Here is a 16,890-nt window from a genome sequence, read left to right on the forward strand (position 1 = left end):
CGTATTGGTTTGTCTCTCTTCTTTACATCCACATCGTATCATGGGGAAAAGATATATTATGTGATTTTTTTCACAAAGTATGACAAATTTTAGTTAAGTTTTTAAGAGCCCCGCGAAAGGGACATTTCCCTTTCTATTTAAAATAGCAGCCCTTTAGCCTCATGCTTCCCCTCCAAAAGTGAATTTAATCACAATGTTTGAAATTTCGCCATTTTTAAACGCTTTCCATGCCCCTCAAACGGTAAGATTAGGTATATACTGAACTTAAAAATTGAACCACCGCAATTTGTACCGTACCTCCACACGGCCGAGATGCCCAGATCAGGATGGCACAGTTTGCGGCGAACCTCGGAAGCATCAAGCAGGTAATGATCAGCTGACCGGGGAGACAAAGGGGAGATCAACGTATGGGAGAACTAACAAATGTACTGGAAAAGCGCGGAAATACCAACTGTTTCTCGGAAGTAAATTTTAACCATCTGCTCGTCACGATGAAAGACCGTACTTACCCGGAAGGAACACATCTGTACTGGGAAGGTGACGTCTCTGACAAACTTTATTATATGAAACGGGGACGTGCCCAAATTACCAAATCAACGGACGAGGGCAAGGAACTGATTATGTATATGTACCAGACGGGAGACATGATTGGTCAGGCTGATCCGTTCTTCGGCTCCAGACACAGCTTTTCGGCGGAAGTCCTGGAGGACAGCGAGATTGGCGTACTTGAACATAAGGATCTGGAGATGCTGATTTGTCAGCATTGTGACTTTGCGATTGATTTCATGAAGTGGATGGGCATTCACCATCGTCTCACCCAAACCAAGTTTCGGGATTTGATGCTGTACGGCAAACCAGGGGCGCTCTGTTCTACCTTGATTCGGCTGTCTAATTCCTATGGCGAACCCCATGGGGATCATGTGATGATTCATAAAAAAATTACACACACTGACCTGTCCAATATGATTGGAGCTACACGTGAAAGTGTGAACCGCATGCTTAGTGATCTTCGCAAGAAAGACGCGATTGAATATGACAACGGCATGATTGTTATCAAAGATCTGAAAATGCTGCAGGGCATCTGTCACTGCGAACTGTGTCCGAATGAAATCTGCCGCATCTAAAATCTGCAGTCTGCCTTTTGCTGAGTCGAGCCGAGCTGTTCAGGCCGCTTAAAGATATGACTTGTAAAAGAATTCATGATACGTAAAGAGCCCAATAAAATGAACCATCATTGGGCTTTTCGTGCTTCCTATTATTTTTCAGGACGCATTGGACGTGTTGACAAGTTCAAGTTTTACCGCATCACGCGGACTTAATTTCATATCCAATCCGTTCTCCATTAACTCCTTCTCATTCACCTTAATCACCCAGCGCTGGTTCATCCTAGGTGTAATATTCTCCACGGCTACAACAAATTTGTTGTTTTCCGACAACCGCACAACCCCACTGGACTTCAATACGTCACGAACCGTGCACTCCTGTACATAAATACCGGCATACTGCCGATTCAGATTCGGGTTATCCGGGCCGCCACTTACTTTCAGCAGGGTTGTCTGATAAGCGGCACCGCTGCCCCCGCCGTCAGCGGCTTTGACGTATATAATCACTTCATCTTTGGCATGAAGCTCCGTATCCCAATTCTCTAGTTCAACATCCTTGCCATTCAGCTTGACTGCCCAGGTTAGAGAGGAGTCTAGCGAAACCTCACCCACGGATTGGATGCGGCTGCCATCAGCCGTAAAATCAACCAGTCCACTGTTCAGCAAAGCTTTTTTGAGCGTTAACCCTTCACTGAAATCACGTTTGATGGACTTCGTCGCATCAGGTAAAAAAGTACTGCCATCAATGGCAACAGTAATTGTATTGGCTGAATCTTTCTCTGAGACAACCGGCTGCTCGGAAGGCTGCGTCTCTCTGGTACACCCCGTCAAAATGGCGAGAATAAGCAAGCATAGACCTATGTAACCGGGAATTTTCTTCATCATGTAGGTAACACCACCCTGCGTAAAATCATTCACCCTGTTGTCCATACCCTTTATTATGGCACATTCTGCAGTAAAAAACAGTGTCAAAGCCGTTACTTTTGTACTGCTGCAGCTTGAACTTATCCTATTCAAAAAGGAGAGTCTGCAAGCAGACCCTCCTGTGCTGCATAACCGTGCTGTTAACCAGGCCGTTATTGAATGAAAGCCTGCATATAGGTGCGGCCTCCGTCACCATCCTTCAGATATGGATTGAGTCCGAACGTTTGGTTGTCTGATACAAAAACGCCAGTAAGCAAACGCCCTTCAAGTAGGGCACCGTCAACCTGCACGCAGCAGGACGGAGCATCCACGTATTCCTGATACAAAGGAATATGCCCGTATGGCTGATGGACCTTGAACAGCTTGCCCTGCTCATGCAGCGGGCGATCGGAGAAATACGTTGGCACAATATATCGTGCAATGACGTCCAGTTCATCCGCTGTATAGAAGGGCTCATCACCAAGCCACGGTGCGAACATACGAATCTTTTCATATTGTGACCAGACGACAGCCTGAATCAGCATTTCAATCTGAACCAGCTTCCCGTTACCGGCTTTAAGGCACAGTCGGTCGTTGTGAAGCTCTTTTTTCACATGAGACACACGATCTGGCAGCCGCAGCTCACAGCCGATACATTTCCAGCCGCTGGGCGCTTGAATCCACTTCTGCAGCACCGCCGGAGACGATTCTGAGCCAGCGCTGTTCACAAAATAATCCTCTGCTTGAGCAGGGTTATCACTACCCGAATGTGAATTTGCCGAGCGTTTGAACAGTTCTGCTGTTTTCTGATAAATCAGATGAACCTGAATGGATGCGCTCTCAAGTTCTGCAATATCTTGCTTGCCGTAGCGTATTTCACGGGATAAGCTTTCTTCTCTCATGACAAGTGGCCTCCTTCGCTCCGGCCGTTTGCGGCCATTTTCTATAGATTATACTACATCTCATGACAACATGTGCACAGGAAGCAGGAAAAAGCATCACGTAAACGATCCCGTAAGACAAAAAACTCTTGATTTCACTGGAAATCAAGAGTTTATGTTATACCTGGTAACCGCATCTGCCGGGTTTATTCTACCCAATGTTCAGCCCAATCCTGGATCTGATTCATAACAGGCTGCAGTGCCTTGCCCTTCTCGGTCAATTCATATTCGATTCGAACCGGTGTTTCCGGGTAGACATGACGTACCAGAATGCCTTCGCTCTCCAAGTCTTTCATCCGTTCAGATAACATTTTGTCACTCATGGACGGAATCAAATTAGAGATGTCTTTAAATCGTTTTGACCCACTCATCAATGTTTGGATAATTAACCCGTTCCAGCGCTTGCCTAAAAAAGAAAACGCCGTTTCAAAACGCGGACACATCCGCAGATCTTGGTCTTCCACTTTCATCACCTCTTTAGAGATCACTCAACTTACGTTTTGTTAGTATATTTCATAATAACACATTTGAGCTGTAAAGAAAACGCCTGCCGCAAAAAACTTCAAATTTGAGAAGCAGAACTTGCAGCTAAATCAGATACCTTCAGTATACAACACGTTATGGCAGGTCACCATGGGAAATATCGTGTAACAACCCATATCCATATATTACCCAAAAAGAACCCTTCTACCACAGTCAGATGACTTGGAGAAGAGTTCCCGGTATGACCTTATTACATTATGATGTTTATCCATGAATAAAGCTGCTGCGGCTCAGACCAGCACGCCACCAATTGGTCTTACAGGTTCGCTTTTGCCATATTGCGGCTTGGAGCTGTGTGCAGGGTACGCCCATTTTACAGCATTGCTGATCACTTTCAATATTTCCGGGTTATAGTAGGTCGGATACGTCTCGTGTCCAGGCCGGAAATAAAAGATTTTACCTTCTCCGCGGCGGAATGTACACCCACTCCGGAATACTTCACCGCCTTGGAAGTTACTCACAAACACCAGCTCATCCGGTACTGGAATATCGAAGAATTCGCCGTACATCTCTTCTTTTTCCAGTACAATCTTAGCATCGATGCCTTCCGCAATCGGGTGGGAAGGGTTGACACACCATACGATCTCCTGCTCATCTGCTACACGCCACTTGAGATCACAGCTCGTTCCCATCAGCGCCTTGAAAGGCTTTGAAAAATGACCGGAATGCAGCACAATCATGCCCATGCCGTTCAATACACGCTGCGTGACCTTCTGTACAATCTCGTCGCTAACGCGATCATGTGCCATATGTCCCCACCATATAAGCACATCTGTAGAGTGCAGCACTTCATCACTCAAACCATGTTCAGGCTGATCGAGTGTAGCTGTACGAATCGCAAATCCCTCGCCGCCAAGTCCGTCAGCAAGCGCACGGTGCAGGCCGTCAGGGTAAACTTCCTTTACTTCATCATGTATTCTCTCATGGACAAACTCATTCCAAATGGTGACGTTAATCATAATTAATTTCCCCCTAGTATAGCTCTAAACCCACCACATATCGCCCAGCGGTTCCTCGATCAATACTTGCTGGAGATTTTGTACGGCTTTAGAGAATCCTTCTTCAACCGACATCAGACCGTCTTCGTGTTCGATACTTACAACATAGTCATAGCCAACCAGACGCAGGGCACTCATAATGTCCGCCCATGTTTTGTTATCATGTCCGTAACCCACGGAGCGGAACTGCCAAGCCCGATCCAGCATGTTTGTATAATCCTGCATATCCGTTACCCCGTGTTTGTTCACGTTTACCGGATCGATCGTTGTATCTTTGGCATGGAAGTGATGAATCGCGTTTTCCCGACCCAAAATGTGGATCGCCTGTACCGGATCAATACCCTGCCACCACATATGACTCGGGTCGAGGTTGGCTCCAATCACTTCGCCTGCTGCTTCACGCAGTCTGAGCAGGGTTGCTGGCGTATGAACGGAGAATCCACCGTGCAGCTCCAGACCTACTTTTACGTTGCGATCTGCAGCAAATTTACCCCACTCGGTCCAGTAAGGAATCACTTTGTTTTCCCACTGCCATTTCAAAATTTCCTGAAAATCATTCGGCCAAGGCGCAACAGGCCAGTTTGGATATTTCGCATCTTCGTGATCTCCAGGACAGCCGGAAAATGTATTCACAACAGGCACTTCCAGCTTTTCCGCCAGCTCTACGGATTTTACGAAATCATCGTGAAATCCCTTCGCAATATCTTTTTGCGGATGCAGCGGGTTGCCGTGACAGCTCAGAGCGCTGATCGTCAGACCGCGTGATTCCACTGCGTTCTTGAAGTTTTTGAGTGCTGCAGGATTGCTCAACAGTTCATCTGGCTTACAGTGAGCGTTCCCCGGGTGTCCACCCGTTCCGATTTCTACTGCTTTGAGTCCCTTGGAAGCTACATAATCAAGTGCATCCTCTAATTTACGTCCACCGAATAGTACCAAAAATACGCCGAGTTTCAAGTGCAATTCCTCCTTGGATTAAATAGTGTATGATTGCTGTATTTTGCTGTTCCGTTCTCATGCTTGTTTAGTTATTGTGGAAAAACAAGCATGATTCTATCCCGAAAATTAAACGTATCCACTCATGGATCTCCAAACGTGAGACTTCATCACACATTCGTGGAGACTTTATCATCCATTAGTGAGATTCAACTGTCTCGTTCTCGGATTGACCTTCATTCGTTGTTACAACGCTGTCGTAGGTGCTCTCCAGATGAATGTGCTTGCCTTCAAGAGAAGAACGCTGAAAAGCATGCATGGCTTCTAACACATGATATGCAAGTTTGCCGCTTGCCTTATGCTCGCGTCCGGCCCGAATGGATTCCACCATCTCGGCCACACCAATCCCTCTCTCGTTATGGCCGCTTTCGAATGCGGGCTGAACCGTCTCCCACGTGTCTTGACCATACCGGCGAAGCTTGACTTCACCATTAAAGAAGTTGGGATCAGGTACACTGAGTGTGCCTTCCGTGCCATAGATTTCGATACGGGGCAGATCTGAAGCTCCGCGGATATCAAAACTTGTAATCATCGTTACGATCGCACCTTCAGCAAAATCAATCGTCCCAGCCAAGTGGGTTGGCGTCTGGATGCGAAGTGCCGTCCCTTCCTTCGGGCCTGAACCAATTTTGCGATCCGTGATTTGGATGCCTGCGGATGCACTGATCCGGCGAATCGGACCCAGCAGCGTGATCAGAGCTGTCAAATAGTAAGGCCCCATGTCAAACATCGGCCCGCCCCCTGCAGCATAGAAAAACTCGGGATCAGGGTGCCATGCCTCCGGTCCACCACCCATGAAAAAGGACGTTGCTGCGATCGGCTTGCCAATTAAGCCCTCTTCAATCGCTTTACGCGCAGTCTGGATGCCTGAGCCAAGGAATGTATCCGGTGCGGAGCCAACATACAGCCCTTTTTCCTCGGCAAGCTCGACCACTTTGCGTCCATCTTCCAGTGAAATGGCCAGCGGTTTCTCCGCATACACATGTTTGCCAGCTTCCAAAGCAGCCACATCGGTCATGGCATGACTGCCAGGAACCGTAAGGTTCAGCACAAGTTCAATCTCATCATTTTGTAACAACTCATCTACATTGTAAACGTTTGCGATATTAAATTCATCTGCCCGTTCCTGGGCACGCTCACGGATCAGGTCAGCGACCGCCACAACCTCGATATGAGGGTTTGTTTTGAGATTCTCCAGGTAGATGGCACTGATGTTACCGCACCCGATGATGCCTGCTTTCATTTTCTCCACGATGATGTTCATCTCCTTACGTACCTGTAAGAGCTATGTTCTTCTGTTTAATATGCTTGTTATCACTTTAGATCGTTTATACTGCTCAACTCTAAGTCTATGGTATTCTGTTTGCGCTTCAATTAAAATGAATAATATGATTAAAACATGAACTATCTGGTCATAATTTTTCGAATTTTAAGGAGTGCACATATGCCAACAGATCATACCTGCCAAGTTCTTACAGCAGGCTTTTCATTCCATCGCAAACCCTATTCCATGGTGCAGCTCGACGGAGTTAAAAACTATTTGATGCGGCTGCAGACCGATGGACGCTGTCGTGCTCGCATTGACGGCTCCATGTCCATGGTTGACGCAGGGGATCTGCTTCTTTTTGACCCGGACGAGCCTTATGAGCTGCGAATTGATAATGAGTACAATCCTATGGGAGAGCGGCTTGTGGAGAGCGGAGATTATCATATTTTCTTCAACGGTTCGTGGGTGGACGATTGGTGGAAACGCCATAAACGACCGACTCGAATCAAGGTTGAATTGTCGGAGAGCCTGTTAACCCTGTTCAGACAGCTGATTCTGGAGCAGCGCCGCCTCTCCAATCCTTATCCCGAAATTTCAAGTTATTATATGCGTATCCTGTGTCTAGAGGTGGACCGGCTGCTCTCGGAGCATCCGACGAATACCAAAACCAATTTTGTCGCTTACGAAATTAAAAATTACATCGAGGAGAATGCCTCCTCTCTGTTCAAACTGAACGATGTGGCAGCACATCTGGGCATCAGCGTATCCAGGGGCGTGCATTTGTTTAAAGAAACGTTTGGCAAAAGCATCATGCAGTATACACTCGATGTGCGGCTTAACATGGCAAGAGAGCGAATCATATTTAGTCCAATGACGCTGGAGCAGGTCGCTGAATCCTCGGGCTTTAACAACTATACATACTTCCACCGTGTATTCCGTTCCCGGTTCGGTATGTCACCGAAAGAATTTCGCCTGATTCACCGGGAACAGATGTAACGATGCCGTCGTTTCGTTCACATCATGCTGTATTTTTTTGTTATTCACTGTTCAGTTGAATTTTGGGATATGGAGCAGTATACGTCCAATAAACTTATTTGCGCGCGGCGATGGCCTCGGACACCACCATAGCGAGGTCCTCGTTGCCAAACATGGAAAGGACGCCAAGGACGGTGTCGTCGGGAATATCTCCGGCTTCCTCCTTGGATATAATCAGCTTCTGCACCTGCTGTAAACGCTCATTACTCTGCTGCTCCGGATATGCCTGGCGGTACAGCTCCTCCGGGTCTAGCCCGTTATTCACACACCACTGAGCAAACACCAGGATCATCATCTCTTCTTCCTGCTTATAGGACTCAATAACGGCTTCCTCAATCTGTTTGCTGCGTTCCCTTTGATATTCATCCATGATGGATCTGCACCCCTTTATGTGTAATTCTTAATTCAATTCATCTTCTTGATCAGCAGCTCCGCAAGCTCATGGCTGTCCATAACATAACTCGCACTGATCTGACAGTCATCGGGGGTGTCCAAGCAAGCAAGGAAATGATCTACAGCTCCGGCAAAACCTCTGCGTGTCAGCACCATATCCCAGCTTCCAAAGGTCTCTTTCGTCTCCAGTTTCTCCTGTTCTGCATAGTGGGCGGTATCCATATTCACAACTTCTACCGATCTTCCTCCGCCGTGCAGCTCCACTTTCTCTAGGTCAGCCCCTGCGGCACGAATCATTTCAAATCGGGCGAGTGCAGTCTTTCCCTGCCCCGCTGTTCCAGCCGCATGCAGCAAATGACCCTGATCATCTTGACGAAGCCACTGGTCCAGCAGCTGCACATCGTTATCTGCGTACCATAACATCAGATCAAGCATATGAATGAGATCATCATAGATCGTCTCGGCGGCCGGGCGCTCCTGAATTTCTGTACGGTGCTTTGTGAGGGTGAGCGATTGATAACCTCTTCCTGCCTGCATCCACTCTTTTGCCTTTTGATACATCGGTGCAAATCTGCGGTTGAATCCCACTGCGAGCAGCAGACCCTGTGCTTCTGCGAATGCAGTCATTTCTTCAGATTCGCGAATTGTATAGGATAATGGCTTGTCTACATAAACGGCCAATCCACGCTCGAGACAAGCCATCACAATTTCAAAATGCGCTTCCGTGGCTGTATGTACAAACACCGCATCCAGTTCCCAGGTCAGCAGCTCTTTCAGATCCGTTGTGCCCCGCTCAATCCGATATGCATGCTGCATCTCCTTCACCGGTTCTGGTGAACGGTTCATGATGCCAACGATCTGGGCATGCGGATGAGCCGATAAAAGCGGCAAATATACTTTACGTGCGATTCCTCCGAGTCCGATGATGGCAATTCGGGTACGCTTGATTGTTTCCATGATGAGCATTCCACCTTCATTTGAATTCATTCGTCAGCCTTCTGAATAACCCGGCCTATGACTTTCTACGTCCTATAGTGTAACCTCTCAGCTTCCAACTTGCCAGTATACCGCAGCAGCAGAGGCTGCATTGTTCACAAGATGGTCTGCCGTGGTAAACTTATATAAGACAGCAGAACCGGCTTATGCTGAGCATTACACAAGGTTCTGAACTGAAAGGAGCGTTTTGACTTTTGCGAAAATGGTTATGGCTCCTCGTTTATGTTTTACTTGCCGGAGTCACGTTTATTTACAGATATGAACTGCTGGCATGGGCCGATGGCCATCAGTCCATCCCGCTTTTACTTTCCATGGCGACGCTGTTTGCTCTCGTACCTGTCATCCCATACAAAGTTATTATTATTGCGTTTGGTTACAGCTACGGCATGACCATGGCAGCATGGATTTGCTGGCTCGGCACAACGATTGCGGCGATACTTGTTTATGCTGGAGCAAGAACTATTTTCAGGCAGCAGGCTCGGGTCTATCTTGAACGTATTCGCGGCTTGAACCGTTTTACCACATGGATGGAGGCACATCCATTCATGGGTGTGATGACGATGCGTCTGCTGCCTGTTGTGCCTCAGATGGCCGTTAACATCTATGCAGGCATCACATATATACCCTTCTGGGTGTTCATGGCAGCAACGGCGATTGGTAAAATGCCTGCCATCTTTGTATTTGCATACGCAGGTGCCCAGGCAGGCTCATCAATCTGGCTGAGTTTGGCGATACTCGCTGGTTATATGGTCCTTATGACGTTCGTCTTTTTATTGTTCCGCCGCCGGTCACGCAAGAAAGCGTAAGTAATACCACGCAGCCTCAACTCTCATTCAAGCTTGCTCACGCGATGCCGCTTGGTTGACTTGACCATTCGGGATATAATAGTAGGGTAAGCCCAATATGTAGAGTAACCAAATAGATTAAACAGCAGATTGCTGGAGCGAGAGATCAAAACAGAGCCGATTGGCTTCATGCTCCGGTACGGAATGCTGGATCTTCATCAGAAATGGAGTGAATTCAGAATGGAACAACAGTCATTAGAGAAAGCAACATTTGCAGGCGGATGCTTCTGGTGTATGGTATCCCCTTTTGAGGAACTGCCCGGTATTCATAAAATCGTTTCGGGCTATACAGGCGGACATACCGAAAACCCAACCTATGAGGAGGTCTGCTCGGAAACGACGGGGCATGTTGAGGCCGTTCAGATTACGTTTGATCCCTCCATATTCCCGTACGAGAAACTGGTCGAACTCTTCTGGCAGCAGATTGATCCGACAGATGCAGGCGGTCAGTTCCATGACCGCGGATCATCTTATCAGACGGCTATCTTTTATCACAGTGAGGAACAGCGCAAAATTGCCGAAGCTTCCAAAGCCGCGCTGGAGAACAGCGGACGTTTTGACAAGCCCATCTTCACACCGGTCCTGCCCGCAAAAACGTTCTATGAGGCTGAGGAGCATCACCAGAATTATCACCGTAAAAACCCGGCTCACTACAAACGTTACAGCAAGGGCTCAGGCCGCCAGGACTTCATTGAACGCAGCTGGTCGGGTAAGGTAGACAAAAGCGGGCTGAAAGATCGCCTGACCCCGCTTCAATATGAGGTGACTCAGAACAGCGCTACGGAACCCGCATTTCATAACGAATTCTGGGATCATCACGGGGACGGCATCTATGTGGATATCGTATCCGGTGAACCCCTGTTCAGTTCTACCGACAAATACGATTCCGGCTGCGGCTGGCCAAGCTTCACACGTCCGCTTCGGGACTACAATGTGAAGGAAAAAACGGATCTCAGCCACTTTATGATTCGTACCGAAGTCCGCAGCCGTGAAGGCGATTCCCACCTCGGACATGTATTTACGGATGGTCCTACAGAAGCAGGTGGTTTGCGTTACTGCATCAATTCTGCTGCTCTTCGTTTTGTACCGAAAGAGGATCTAGAAAAAGAAGGCTATGGCGAATATCGCGTTCTGTTCGAATAACCTGCAGATGTGAACGGCTGTAGAAAAAGCGTCCCAAGGATAAATGGCAAAAGAGCATCGGGTTGATCCCGCTTGCTCTTTTGACGTTTTTGGACCGGGTTAAACTTGCGTGCTGCATTTTCATACTGTATCGTCGTTATGCTTTTAATCGATTTGTCCCGCCGATTTTCCAAACCTAGCTGTTCATACCCATGACTGTAACCTTCCTCTTGTATCTCTGCCGCAATTTCCATAAGTCTGCTTCATTTGAGATTCACTTAGCTTAGGCACTTTATGATTATCACCATGACGCCGCAGTCGTTCCCTTCACCGCTGTTCCTTCTCACCTCTTCGCAAAATTCAAACTACATCGTGGTCTCTGTCGGGCGCGTTATCTCCTCTGTATTTGCATGTTTAATCTCTTCTGCTGTAATCTCTGCTTCGTTAAACTGAACTTTCAGCCCCGGAATCATACTTATGAGCATGATAATCACCGAGATCACATATACGATAAGCAGTGAAGTATGGTTCATAATCACACCTGCGAGCGAGGAACCAAGCAGCATAGTTCCCATAAACAGAGGGGTAATTGTTCCATTTACCCTGCCGATCAGATGCTCATCAATCCGGCTGACCATATAAGAAGAGATGATGACGTTAATAAAAGCGAGACTTATTGAACTGAGGAAGGTCAGACCCATCGTCAGCCAGAGCCAGCTGGACAAAACTTCACCCAGCATAGTTACTGCAAGGCAGAGCAGGCCGATGATTAATGTCTTCGTTTGATTCAACTTGCTGCTGAGAGCTGCAGCGATTCCACCGCCGATAAGCAGACCGAGCCCGGAAGCCCCCGACAGAAACTGCAGCGCGGTCTGTTCCAGTCCTAACCGTTCGGTAACCAGAAATATGGTCAATGGATTGATGAGCCCGGCGGAAAGCCCAACACAGGCAAACACCAGACTCAGCATTTTAAGAGAACGTGACTGCTGGACATAATGCCATCCCTCTTTGATATCAGCTAGTAAAGAATCGCTCGTCTCCCGCTTGACTTCATCCTTGGGCAGGAACGTCAGAAGCACTGCGGACACCATAAATAATATGAGAAGTACAATCATGGATGTTTGAATACCCATGGTCGTATAAATAAAGGTACCCACGACTGGCCCTAAAATAAGAAAAAGGGAGCTCGCACTTTGCGTTACGGCGATCGCCGTCTGCACATGTTCCCTTTTAACGTTACGCCTGACAATTTTGACAGACGAGGGCTGAGAGAACTGACTGACAATGGAGGAAATCAGCGCTGCAGCGTAGAGCACCTGCCAATAGCCCGAACTTAGAATACCTATTATGATTACAATCGACAAAGCGCTAAGGATATCCCCCGTAATCATCGTCCGTTTGGGATTCCAGCGATCTGCGAGCGCACCGCCAATGACGGAAAATACAAAGATTGGAGCGTACTCGAGTACGGTAATAAAGGAGATTGCAACCGGATTCCCCTGTGTCTGCTCCATAATATAATAGAGGATGGCCATATTTCGTATCCATATCGCGAGGTTTTGCAGCAGGTCGGACCCGGTGATGATAAGAAAAGCCCTGTTTCTGATTAATGTATTCATATTCCATCTCCTTTTTTAAACCGACTGTCCGGTCCACTAATGTTCAAAAAGAAAAACTGATATTTCATCAGCTTTTTCTTGGTTAACGCTGCTTTATACCCGTCAGCACACTGCTGATTCCGATATGGTACAGCCGTCGGATTTCATCCAGATCTTTCTCAAAATACAGCGTACTAAGTCCGTTAAAAAGACCGTAAATAATATGCATCAGGTCCTGCGGACTTTCGTCTTTCAATTCCCCGTCCCGGATACCCTCGGAGATAATGCACTCATATGTTGCATAGGGGATTCGGATCAGCGAAAGCATATCGTCCATCATCTCCTTGCTGACAACCTGACCAGATACAAATTCGTTAATGGCGTGATTCAGCGGATTCGCCATGTCATCTACATAGTGGTCGGCCAGCCCGTACAGCTTCTCTACAGCTGTCTTGTAGCGAGACTCTTTCTCCAGCCATTCATTCATCCAATCCTCGTTATTAAGCTTGATCAGATACATAAACAGTTCTTCTTTGCTTTTGAAATGATAATAGATGCTGCCTTTGCTCCGATTGTTAATGGTACATATGTCTTCCATCGAAGTAGCCCCGTACCCCTTCTGGGCAAAAAGTTCCTTCGTATTCCGCGCGATATCTTTCTTAATCTGGGCAGTGTCTTTTCTCCGTTTGACTTCGATAACCTTTCCCCCCTTTTTTAAAAAACCGACTATTCGGTCTAATATTAGCACGGCCTATATTTCCTGTCAATTCATACAAAACAGGCATCCCTCCCCCGTGCCGGAACGAGTAAAGGATGCCGAAGTGTGTTTGTCTGCCTAAGCGGAGCATGCATGCACTCAAGAGATTAGAATGGTTACATCACATTTACAATCCAGCCAATCCAATATGCGAGAGGAATGAGCAGCAGCTGGGCCACAAGGGTGCCAAAAAGTCGAGATACGAGCATGCAGCCATAAATCTGGTTCATGCGGTCCAACCGAATCTCGCCGCGTAAGGATCGATCACTGAGCAGCGATATGCGCGGGTCGACCAGAATCGTAAGTAAAATCGTTGCCATCCCATTAATCATTCCGGTCGATTGAGAGGCAGCAACAGCTTGTCCCGGATACAAATACGCTGCGTATAAACTGGATAACACACCTGTGGTATAAATTGCCGTCACTGCTGCATTGAGAAGCATTAGCCGTCTTGGCATACCGTGCTGTACCAAACGTTTGGCCATTTTCCAGGATGGCGGGGTAATGTAATACGCTGCATTGCGGATCTTGCTCCGATTCAGCAGCTGCCGCCCCCATTAACCAATGGAGCTGTGCTGCAAAGTGCGGGTTGTTTCCTCGGGTCGCCGCATTTACCAAACTCCCGATCATCGGGCCCTGTGCCATATTGGAAGTGCGGGAAACGAGCAGCAGAATGCCTGCCAGTGATATGGCCAGGGCAATTCTACGCGTACGCAGGCCGCCAAGGCGGAGCGCATACGATAAGCTGTCCGCCGCGTGAATCAGCATGGTAAACAGCATAGGAAGAGCAAGACTCAAACTAAACATATGTATGTTCTCCTTTATATTAGTTCTAATGATTGATTTTATCCAATTCTGTATTAACGTATTATACGTCTTACATGCTCGAAAGTATAGAAAAGCAGTCCAATGCCACATTCAGGAGCATGACTTCGGCTGTTTGCGAATTATGGTTGGGCTAATGGCGCGCCTTTGTTAAATATCATTCGTCAGCTCATGAGAATGGTTTCGTTTATCCCTCTCCCCTCAGGGTAATATACTACTAACCTATACCTATACAGGAGGGAAAACCTATGCCATGGAATAAACAGGATTACCCGGTATCCATGAAAAACCTGAAGCCGCGCGTCCGGCACAAAGCCATCGAAATTGCCAACGCTTTGTTGGATGAAGGGTATGAAGAAGGACGCGCGATTGCCATTGCAACGGCCAAAGCCGAGGAATGGGATGAAAATCATCCCGATGGCCAAGCGGCGGCAAGCTCAAATGCATCTTCTCATTCAGCTTCCAGTGAAAACGATAAAGTGTCAGCCCGTTCGGGATCTTCCTCCAAGGAGCGCCGCCACTCCGAACCGGTCTCTTCTTCCAAAAGTCATCATAACATCCATGTCGTGCCTACGGATTCGGGTTGGGCCATTAAACAAGAAGGTACGTCGGACTATCATTCCACCTATGACACCAAAGCAGAAGCTGTGGATGCGGCCCAAGAATGGAGCAGCAAGCAGCATATTCGAGCCATTATTCATAATCAGGATGGACAAATTGCTCGTTCTCTTAAGTCTTAATTTCCACTCATTCATAAATAAGACTGTTCTCTTCTTCATTCGCTTTCAGGATGTATAACCAAAAAAATCCCTCTTGCTGCGCAGTCTGCAGACAAAAGGGATTTCCTCTCCAAATCAAAGCTTGCTTCAAACTTCAAAAAGCTGAATAAAGCCCGAATACTTTTAATGCCATATAAGCCATGGGTCGTTCTGAACTGCATGCTCAATGTGTTACGCCTTGTGCCACGGAAGTCCGTGCTGCAGCAGCATTGACCGCTTTAGCAGCAGCCGTCGGGATCGGCAGTTTCACAGCCGAAGTCGTAACAACCGTGCCGCGTGCCGGAATGCTGACCACATACGTAATCATTTTGCTGGCAATCCATACAGCCAAAATTGTATATAAAGTTTCTTTTACCGGAAGAAAGAAAAGTGACAATCCTAATACGAATGCATCACTAACAAAGAAAACGGTCCCCAGCTTCCATCCTTTCCAGCGGCTGACGAGTACAGCGAGAATATCGTCTCCGCCTGTGGCTCCACCAAAACGAAGCACAATTCCCGCACCGATTCCGGTCAATACACCAGACAGTACTGCAGGAATCCACAGGTTTCCGTTGAAATTCATCACTAGTGTCGAGTATCGTTCAAAGCCGTCATAGAACAGTGAAAATGCACCTACACCCAGCAGTGCCTGAATCATGAATTTCCAGCCTTTAAGGAACCAGGCCAGGATCATGACAGGAATGTCGAGCAGCAGCATGCCGATCGCTGGCGATAAACCCGTTGCATATTTTCCGAGCAGGGCCAGACCAACAAATCCGCCCTCCGATAAATGATTCTGAAAGTTAATGTGATAATAAGCAAATGCCAAAATAAATGTACCAAGCAGCATAATTGCAAACTTGATTGCTTCTGTCTTTACGTGTTGTACGATTAACGATGTTCTCTTCATACAGGTTCCCTCGCAGTTTGTAGATTGGTTTGTTAGACCGACCGTACCCTGCTAAAGGTAAGCCTGGAAGAAATCATCGTGTACGTCCTTCGAATATTCATTCCAATCCCCTCTTTCGCAGAGTCAGCCGTTTTTTGAAATACGGTTGGTTTACTCTACAAGGGGCGCTATGTGTATGAGAGATCGTAACGTTTCCAGATTGTCCTTGGGGAGATTGTCCTTCGGGGACTCATGGTATCCTGATCCTTTCTGTGTGTTGTGGTTAGCTGTGCTTGGTTAAATTGAAAAATAAATGATGCAGAAGATTGAACAGGTCACTTTACACTTACCGCTTCGATTGCAGTACCCTCTTTCGATCGCTGTTATCCCCGGATTTTTTTGATTCCTTTTTTCAAAAGAAAAATCCTGTGATAAACGCGAGCGCTTCGCTTCTACAGATGGGTTCTGCACTCTTCGTTAACGTGTAAAATGGAGATCCAACTTACAGCATTTAAATGTAATTCAATTTAAACACCAAAGCTAACTTGCTTGTACTTCTATTATATAACACCGATGTGACCGGGTCTAAACAAGCAATCCAGCAAAAACACGCATAAAGCATGCTCTGGACTGCTCCAGTCGTCATACAGGCACACCAGGATAAGCAAAGCTTGCGAATGGTGCTGCCTGCTCCTTTATTCTATGACCGAAGCATGTAAATATAACAGTGCGGTCACCCAACTGTGACAATTACGGGCCTTTTTTTATTTTCTGGCCTTTAGTAAAGGAATCCTCTTCCTTCTGCACATACACTATAGCAGACGGTAACTGCAAATCGATTCGAACGTTTCCAGACTTACTCTGCTGTTTATGGTATAATATAACAATTGAATCCCATTACCGTTTAAGCGAGGCGGATTG

The 16,890-nt window shown here is 47.1% G+C and carries 16 protein-coding genes and 1 pseudogene; 5 read left to right on the plus strand and 12 right to left on the minus strand.

The window, feature by feature from the left end:
- Positions 1-407 precede the first annotated feature (407 nt).
- A complete protein-coding gene (locus MKY97_RS18755; RefSeq protein ID WP_342551822.1) occupies positions 408-1,124 on the plus strand; it encodes a Crp/Fnr family transcriptional regulator in 717 nt (238 codons plus the stop codon).
- A 138-nt stretch (positions 1,125-1,262) separates the two neighbouring features.
- Here the strand turns inward: MKY97_RS18755 and MKY97_RS18760 are convergent, their stop codons facing one another.
- The 6 genes from MKY97_RS18760 to MKY97_RS18785 form a co-directional block, all read right to left on the minus strand.
- Positions 1,263-1,988: a hypothetical protein gene (locus MKY97_RS18760; protein WP_342551823.1), complete on the minus strand. Its 726-nt coding sequence runs from the start codon at positions 1,986-1,988 to the stop codon at positions 1,263-1,265.
- Between the two features lie 191 nt (positions 1,989-2,179).
- Positions 2,180-2,908, minus strand: a complete 729-nt coding sequence (locus MKY97_RS18765) for a hypothetical protein (protein WP_342551824.1) — start codon at positions 2,906-2,908, stop codon at positions 2,180-2,182.
- 185 nt (positions 2,909-3,093) lie between these two features.
- Complete coding sequence (locus MKY97_RS18770) at positions 3,094-3,417, minus strand: helix-turn-helix domain-containing protein (RefSeq protein ID WP_110895346.1); 324 nt, start codon at positions 3,415-3,417, stop codon at positions 3,094-3,096.
- 303 nt (positions 3,418-3,720) lie between these two features.
- Positions 3,721-4,449 carry a ThuA domain-containing protein gene (locus MKY97_RS18775; protein WP_342551825.1) on the minus strand — a complete coding sequence of 243 codons (729 nt, stop codon included), beginning with the start codon at positions 4,447-4,449 and terminating at the stop codon, positions 3,721-3,723.
- A gap of 24 nt (positions 4,450-4,473) precedes the next feature.
- Entirely contained in the window at positions 4,474-5,442 is a 969-nt protein-coding gene (locus MKY97_RS18780) for a sugar phosphate isomerase/epimerase (RefSeq protein WP_342551826.1), read from the minus strand.
- Positions 5,443-5,620: 178 nt separating this feature from the next.
- The gene (locus MKY97_RS18785) at positions 5,621-6,733 is read right to left on the minus strand and encodes a Gfo/Idh/MocA family oxidoreductase (RefSeq protein ID WP_342551827.1); all 1,113 of its coding nucleotides are present in this window, start codon (positions 6,731-6,733) and stop codon (positions 5,621-5,623) included.
- Positions 6,734-6,925: 192 nt separating this feature from the next.
- On the opposite strand from MKY97_RS18785, the gene MKY97_RS18790 reads away from it, so the two are divergent.
- Positions 6,926-7,744 (plus strand): AraC family transcriptional regulator, encoded by an 819-nt coding sequence (locus tag MKY97_RS18790; protein ID WP_342551828.1) that lies wholly within the window; start codon positions 6,926-6,928, stop codon positions 7,742-7,744.
- A 94-nt stretch (positions 7,745-7,838) separates the two neighbouring features.
- Here the strand turns inward: MKY97_RS18790 and MKY97_RS18795 are convergent, their stop codons facing one another.
- Positions 7,839-8,153, minus strand: coding sequence for a hypothetical protein (locus MKY97_RS18795; protein WP_342551829.1), 315 nt, complete (start codon positions 8,151-8,153; stop codon positions 7,839-7,841).
- Positions 8,154-8,188: 35 nt separating this feature from the next.
- Complete coding sequence (locus tag MKY97_RS18800; protein WP_342551830.1) at positions 8,189-9,133, minus strand: Gfo/Idh/MocA family oxidoreductase; 945 nt, start codon at positions 9,131-9,133, stop codon at positions 8,189-8,191.
- 233 nt (positions 9,134-9,366) lie between these two features.
- Between MKY97_RS18800 and MKY97_RS18805 the strand changes: the two genes are divergently transcribed.
- Together MKY97_RS18805 and msrA are read left to right on the plus strand one after the other, a co-directional pair.
- Complete coding sequence (locus tag MKY97_RS18805; RefSeq protein ID WP_342551831.1) at positions 9,367-9,978, plus strand: VTT domain-containing protein; 612 nt, start codon at positions 9,367-9,369, stop codon at positions 9,976-9,978.
- Positions 9,979-10,197: 219 nt separating this feature from the next.
- Positions 10,198-11,160 carry a peptide-methionine (S)-S-oxide reductase MsrA gene (gene msrA, locus MKY97_RS18810; RefSeq protein ID WP_342551832.1) on the plus strand — a complete coding sequence of 321 codons (963 nt, stop codon included), beginning with the start codon at positions 10,198-10,200 and terminating at the stop codon, positions 11,158-11,160.
- Positions 11,161-11,504: 344 nt separating this feature from the next.
- Here msrA and MKY97_RS18815 read toward each other — a convergent pair whose 3' ends face one another.
- From MKY97_RS18815 to MKY97_RS18825, 3 genes and pseudogenes are all read right to left on the minus strand, one after another.
- A complete protein-coding gene (locus MKY97_RS18815) occupies positions 11,505-12,758 on the minus strand; it encodes an MFS transporter (protein ID WP_342551833.1) in 1,254 nt (417 codons plus the stop codon).
- Positions 12,759-12,840: 82 nt separating this feature from the next.
- Complete coding sequence (locus MKY97_RS18820) at positions 12,841-13,434, minus strand: TetR family transcriptional regulator C-terminal domain-containing protein (protein ID WP_342556387.1); 594 nt, start codon at positions 13,432-13,434, stop codon at positions 12,841-12,843.
- 176 nt (positions 13,435-13,610) lie between these two features.
- Positions 13,611-14,412 (minus strand): annotated as a pseudogene (locus MKY97_RS18825) (DUF2837 family protein).
- Between the two features lie 155 nt (positions 14,413-14,567).
- Here MKY97_RS18825 and MKY97_RS18830 point away from each other — a divergent pair.
- Positions 14,568-15,059: a DUF2188 domain-containing protein gene (locus MKY97_RS18830; RefSeq protein WP_342551834.1), complete on the plus strand. Its 492-nt coding sequence runs from the start codon at positions 14,568-14,570 to the stop codon at positions 15,057-15,059.
- Between the two features lie 202 nt (positions 15,060-15,261).
- Here the strand turns inward: MKY97_RS18830 and MKY97_RS18835 are convergent, their stop codons facing one another.
- Positions 15,262-15,990: a YitT family protein gene (locus tag MKY97_RS18835; RefSeq protein ID WP_342551835.1), complete on the minus strand. Its 729-nt coding sequence runs from the start codon at positions 15,988-15,990 to the stop codon at positions 15,262-15,264.
- Positions 15,991-16,890: the final 900 nt, after the last annotated feature.

Origin of the sequence: Paenibacillus sp. FSL R7-0652 (genome assembly GCF_038595045.1) — a bacterium.
In the GTDB taxonomy this organism is placed as follows: Bacteria; Bacillota; Bacilli; order Paenibacillales; family Paenibacillaceae; genus Paenibacillus.

Excerpts from the sequence above, each read along its gene's own strand:
- MKY97_RS18755 (WP_342551822.1), top strand. The coding sequence starts at position 408 with ATGGGAGAACTAACAAATGTACTGGAAAAGCGCGGAAATACCAACTGT.
- MKY97_RS18760 (WP_342551823.1), bottom strand. The coding sequence starts at position 1,988 with ATGATGAAGAAAATTCCCGGTTACATAGGTCTATGCTTGCTTATTCTC.
- MKY97_RS18765 (WP_342551824.1), bottom strand. The coding sequence starts at position 2,908 with ATGAGAGAAGAAAGCTTATCCCGTGAAATACGCTACGGCAAGCAAGAT.
- MKY97_RS18770 (WP_110895346.1), bottom strand. The coding sequence starts at position 3,417 with ATGAAAGTGGAAGACCAAGATCTGCGGATGTGTCCGCGTTTTGAAACG.
- MKY97_RS18775 (WP_342551825.1), bottom strand. The coding sequence starts at position 4,449 with ATGATTAACGTCACCATTTGGAATGAGTTTGTCCATGAGAGAATACAT.
- MKY97_RS18790 (WP_342551828.1), top strand. The coding sequence starts at position 6,926 with ATGCCAACAGATCATACCTGCCAAGTTCTTACAGCAGGCTTTTCATTC.
- MKY97_RS18795 (WP_342551829.1), bottom strand. The coding sequence starts at position 8,153 with ATGGATGAATATCAAAGGGAACGCAGCAAACAGATTGAGGAAGCCGTT.
- MKY97_RS18800 (WP_342551830.1), bottom strand. The coding sequence starts at position 9,133 with ATGGAAACAATCAAGCGTACCCGAATTGCCATCATCGGACTCGGAGGA.
- msrA (WP_342551832.1), top strand. The coding sequence starts at position 10,198 with ATGGAACAACAGTCATTAGAGAAAGCAACATTTGCAGGCGGATGCTTC.
- MKY97_RS18815 (WP_342551833.1), bottom strand. The coding sequence starts at position 12,758 with ATGAATACATTAATCAGAAACAGGGCTTTTCTTATCATCACCGGGTCC.
- MKY97_RS18830 (WP_342551834.1), top strand. The coding sequence starts at position 14,568 with ATGCCATGGAATAAACAGGATTACCCGGTATCCATGAAAAACCTGAAG.
- MKY97_RS18835 (WP_342551835.1), bottom strand. The coding sequence starts at position 15,990 with ATGAAGAGAACATCGTTAATCGTACAACACGTAAAGACAGAAGCAATC.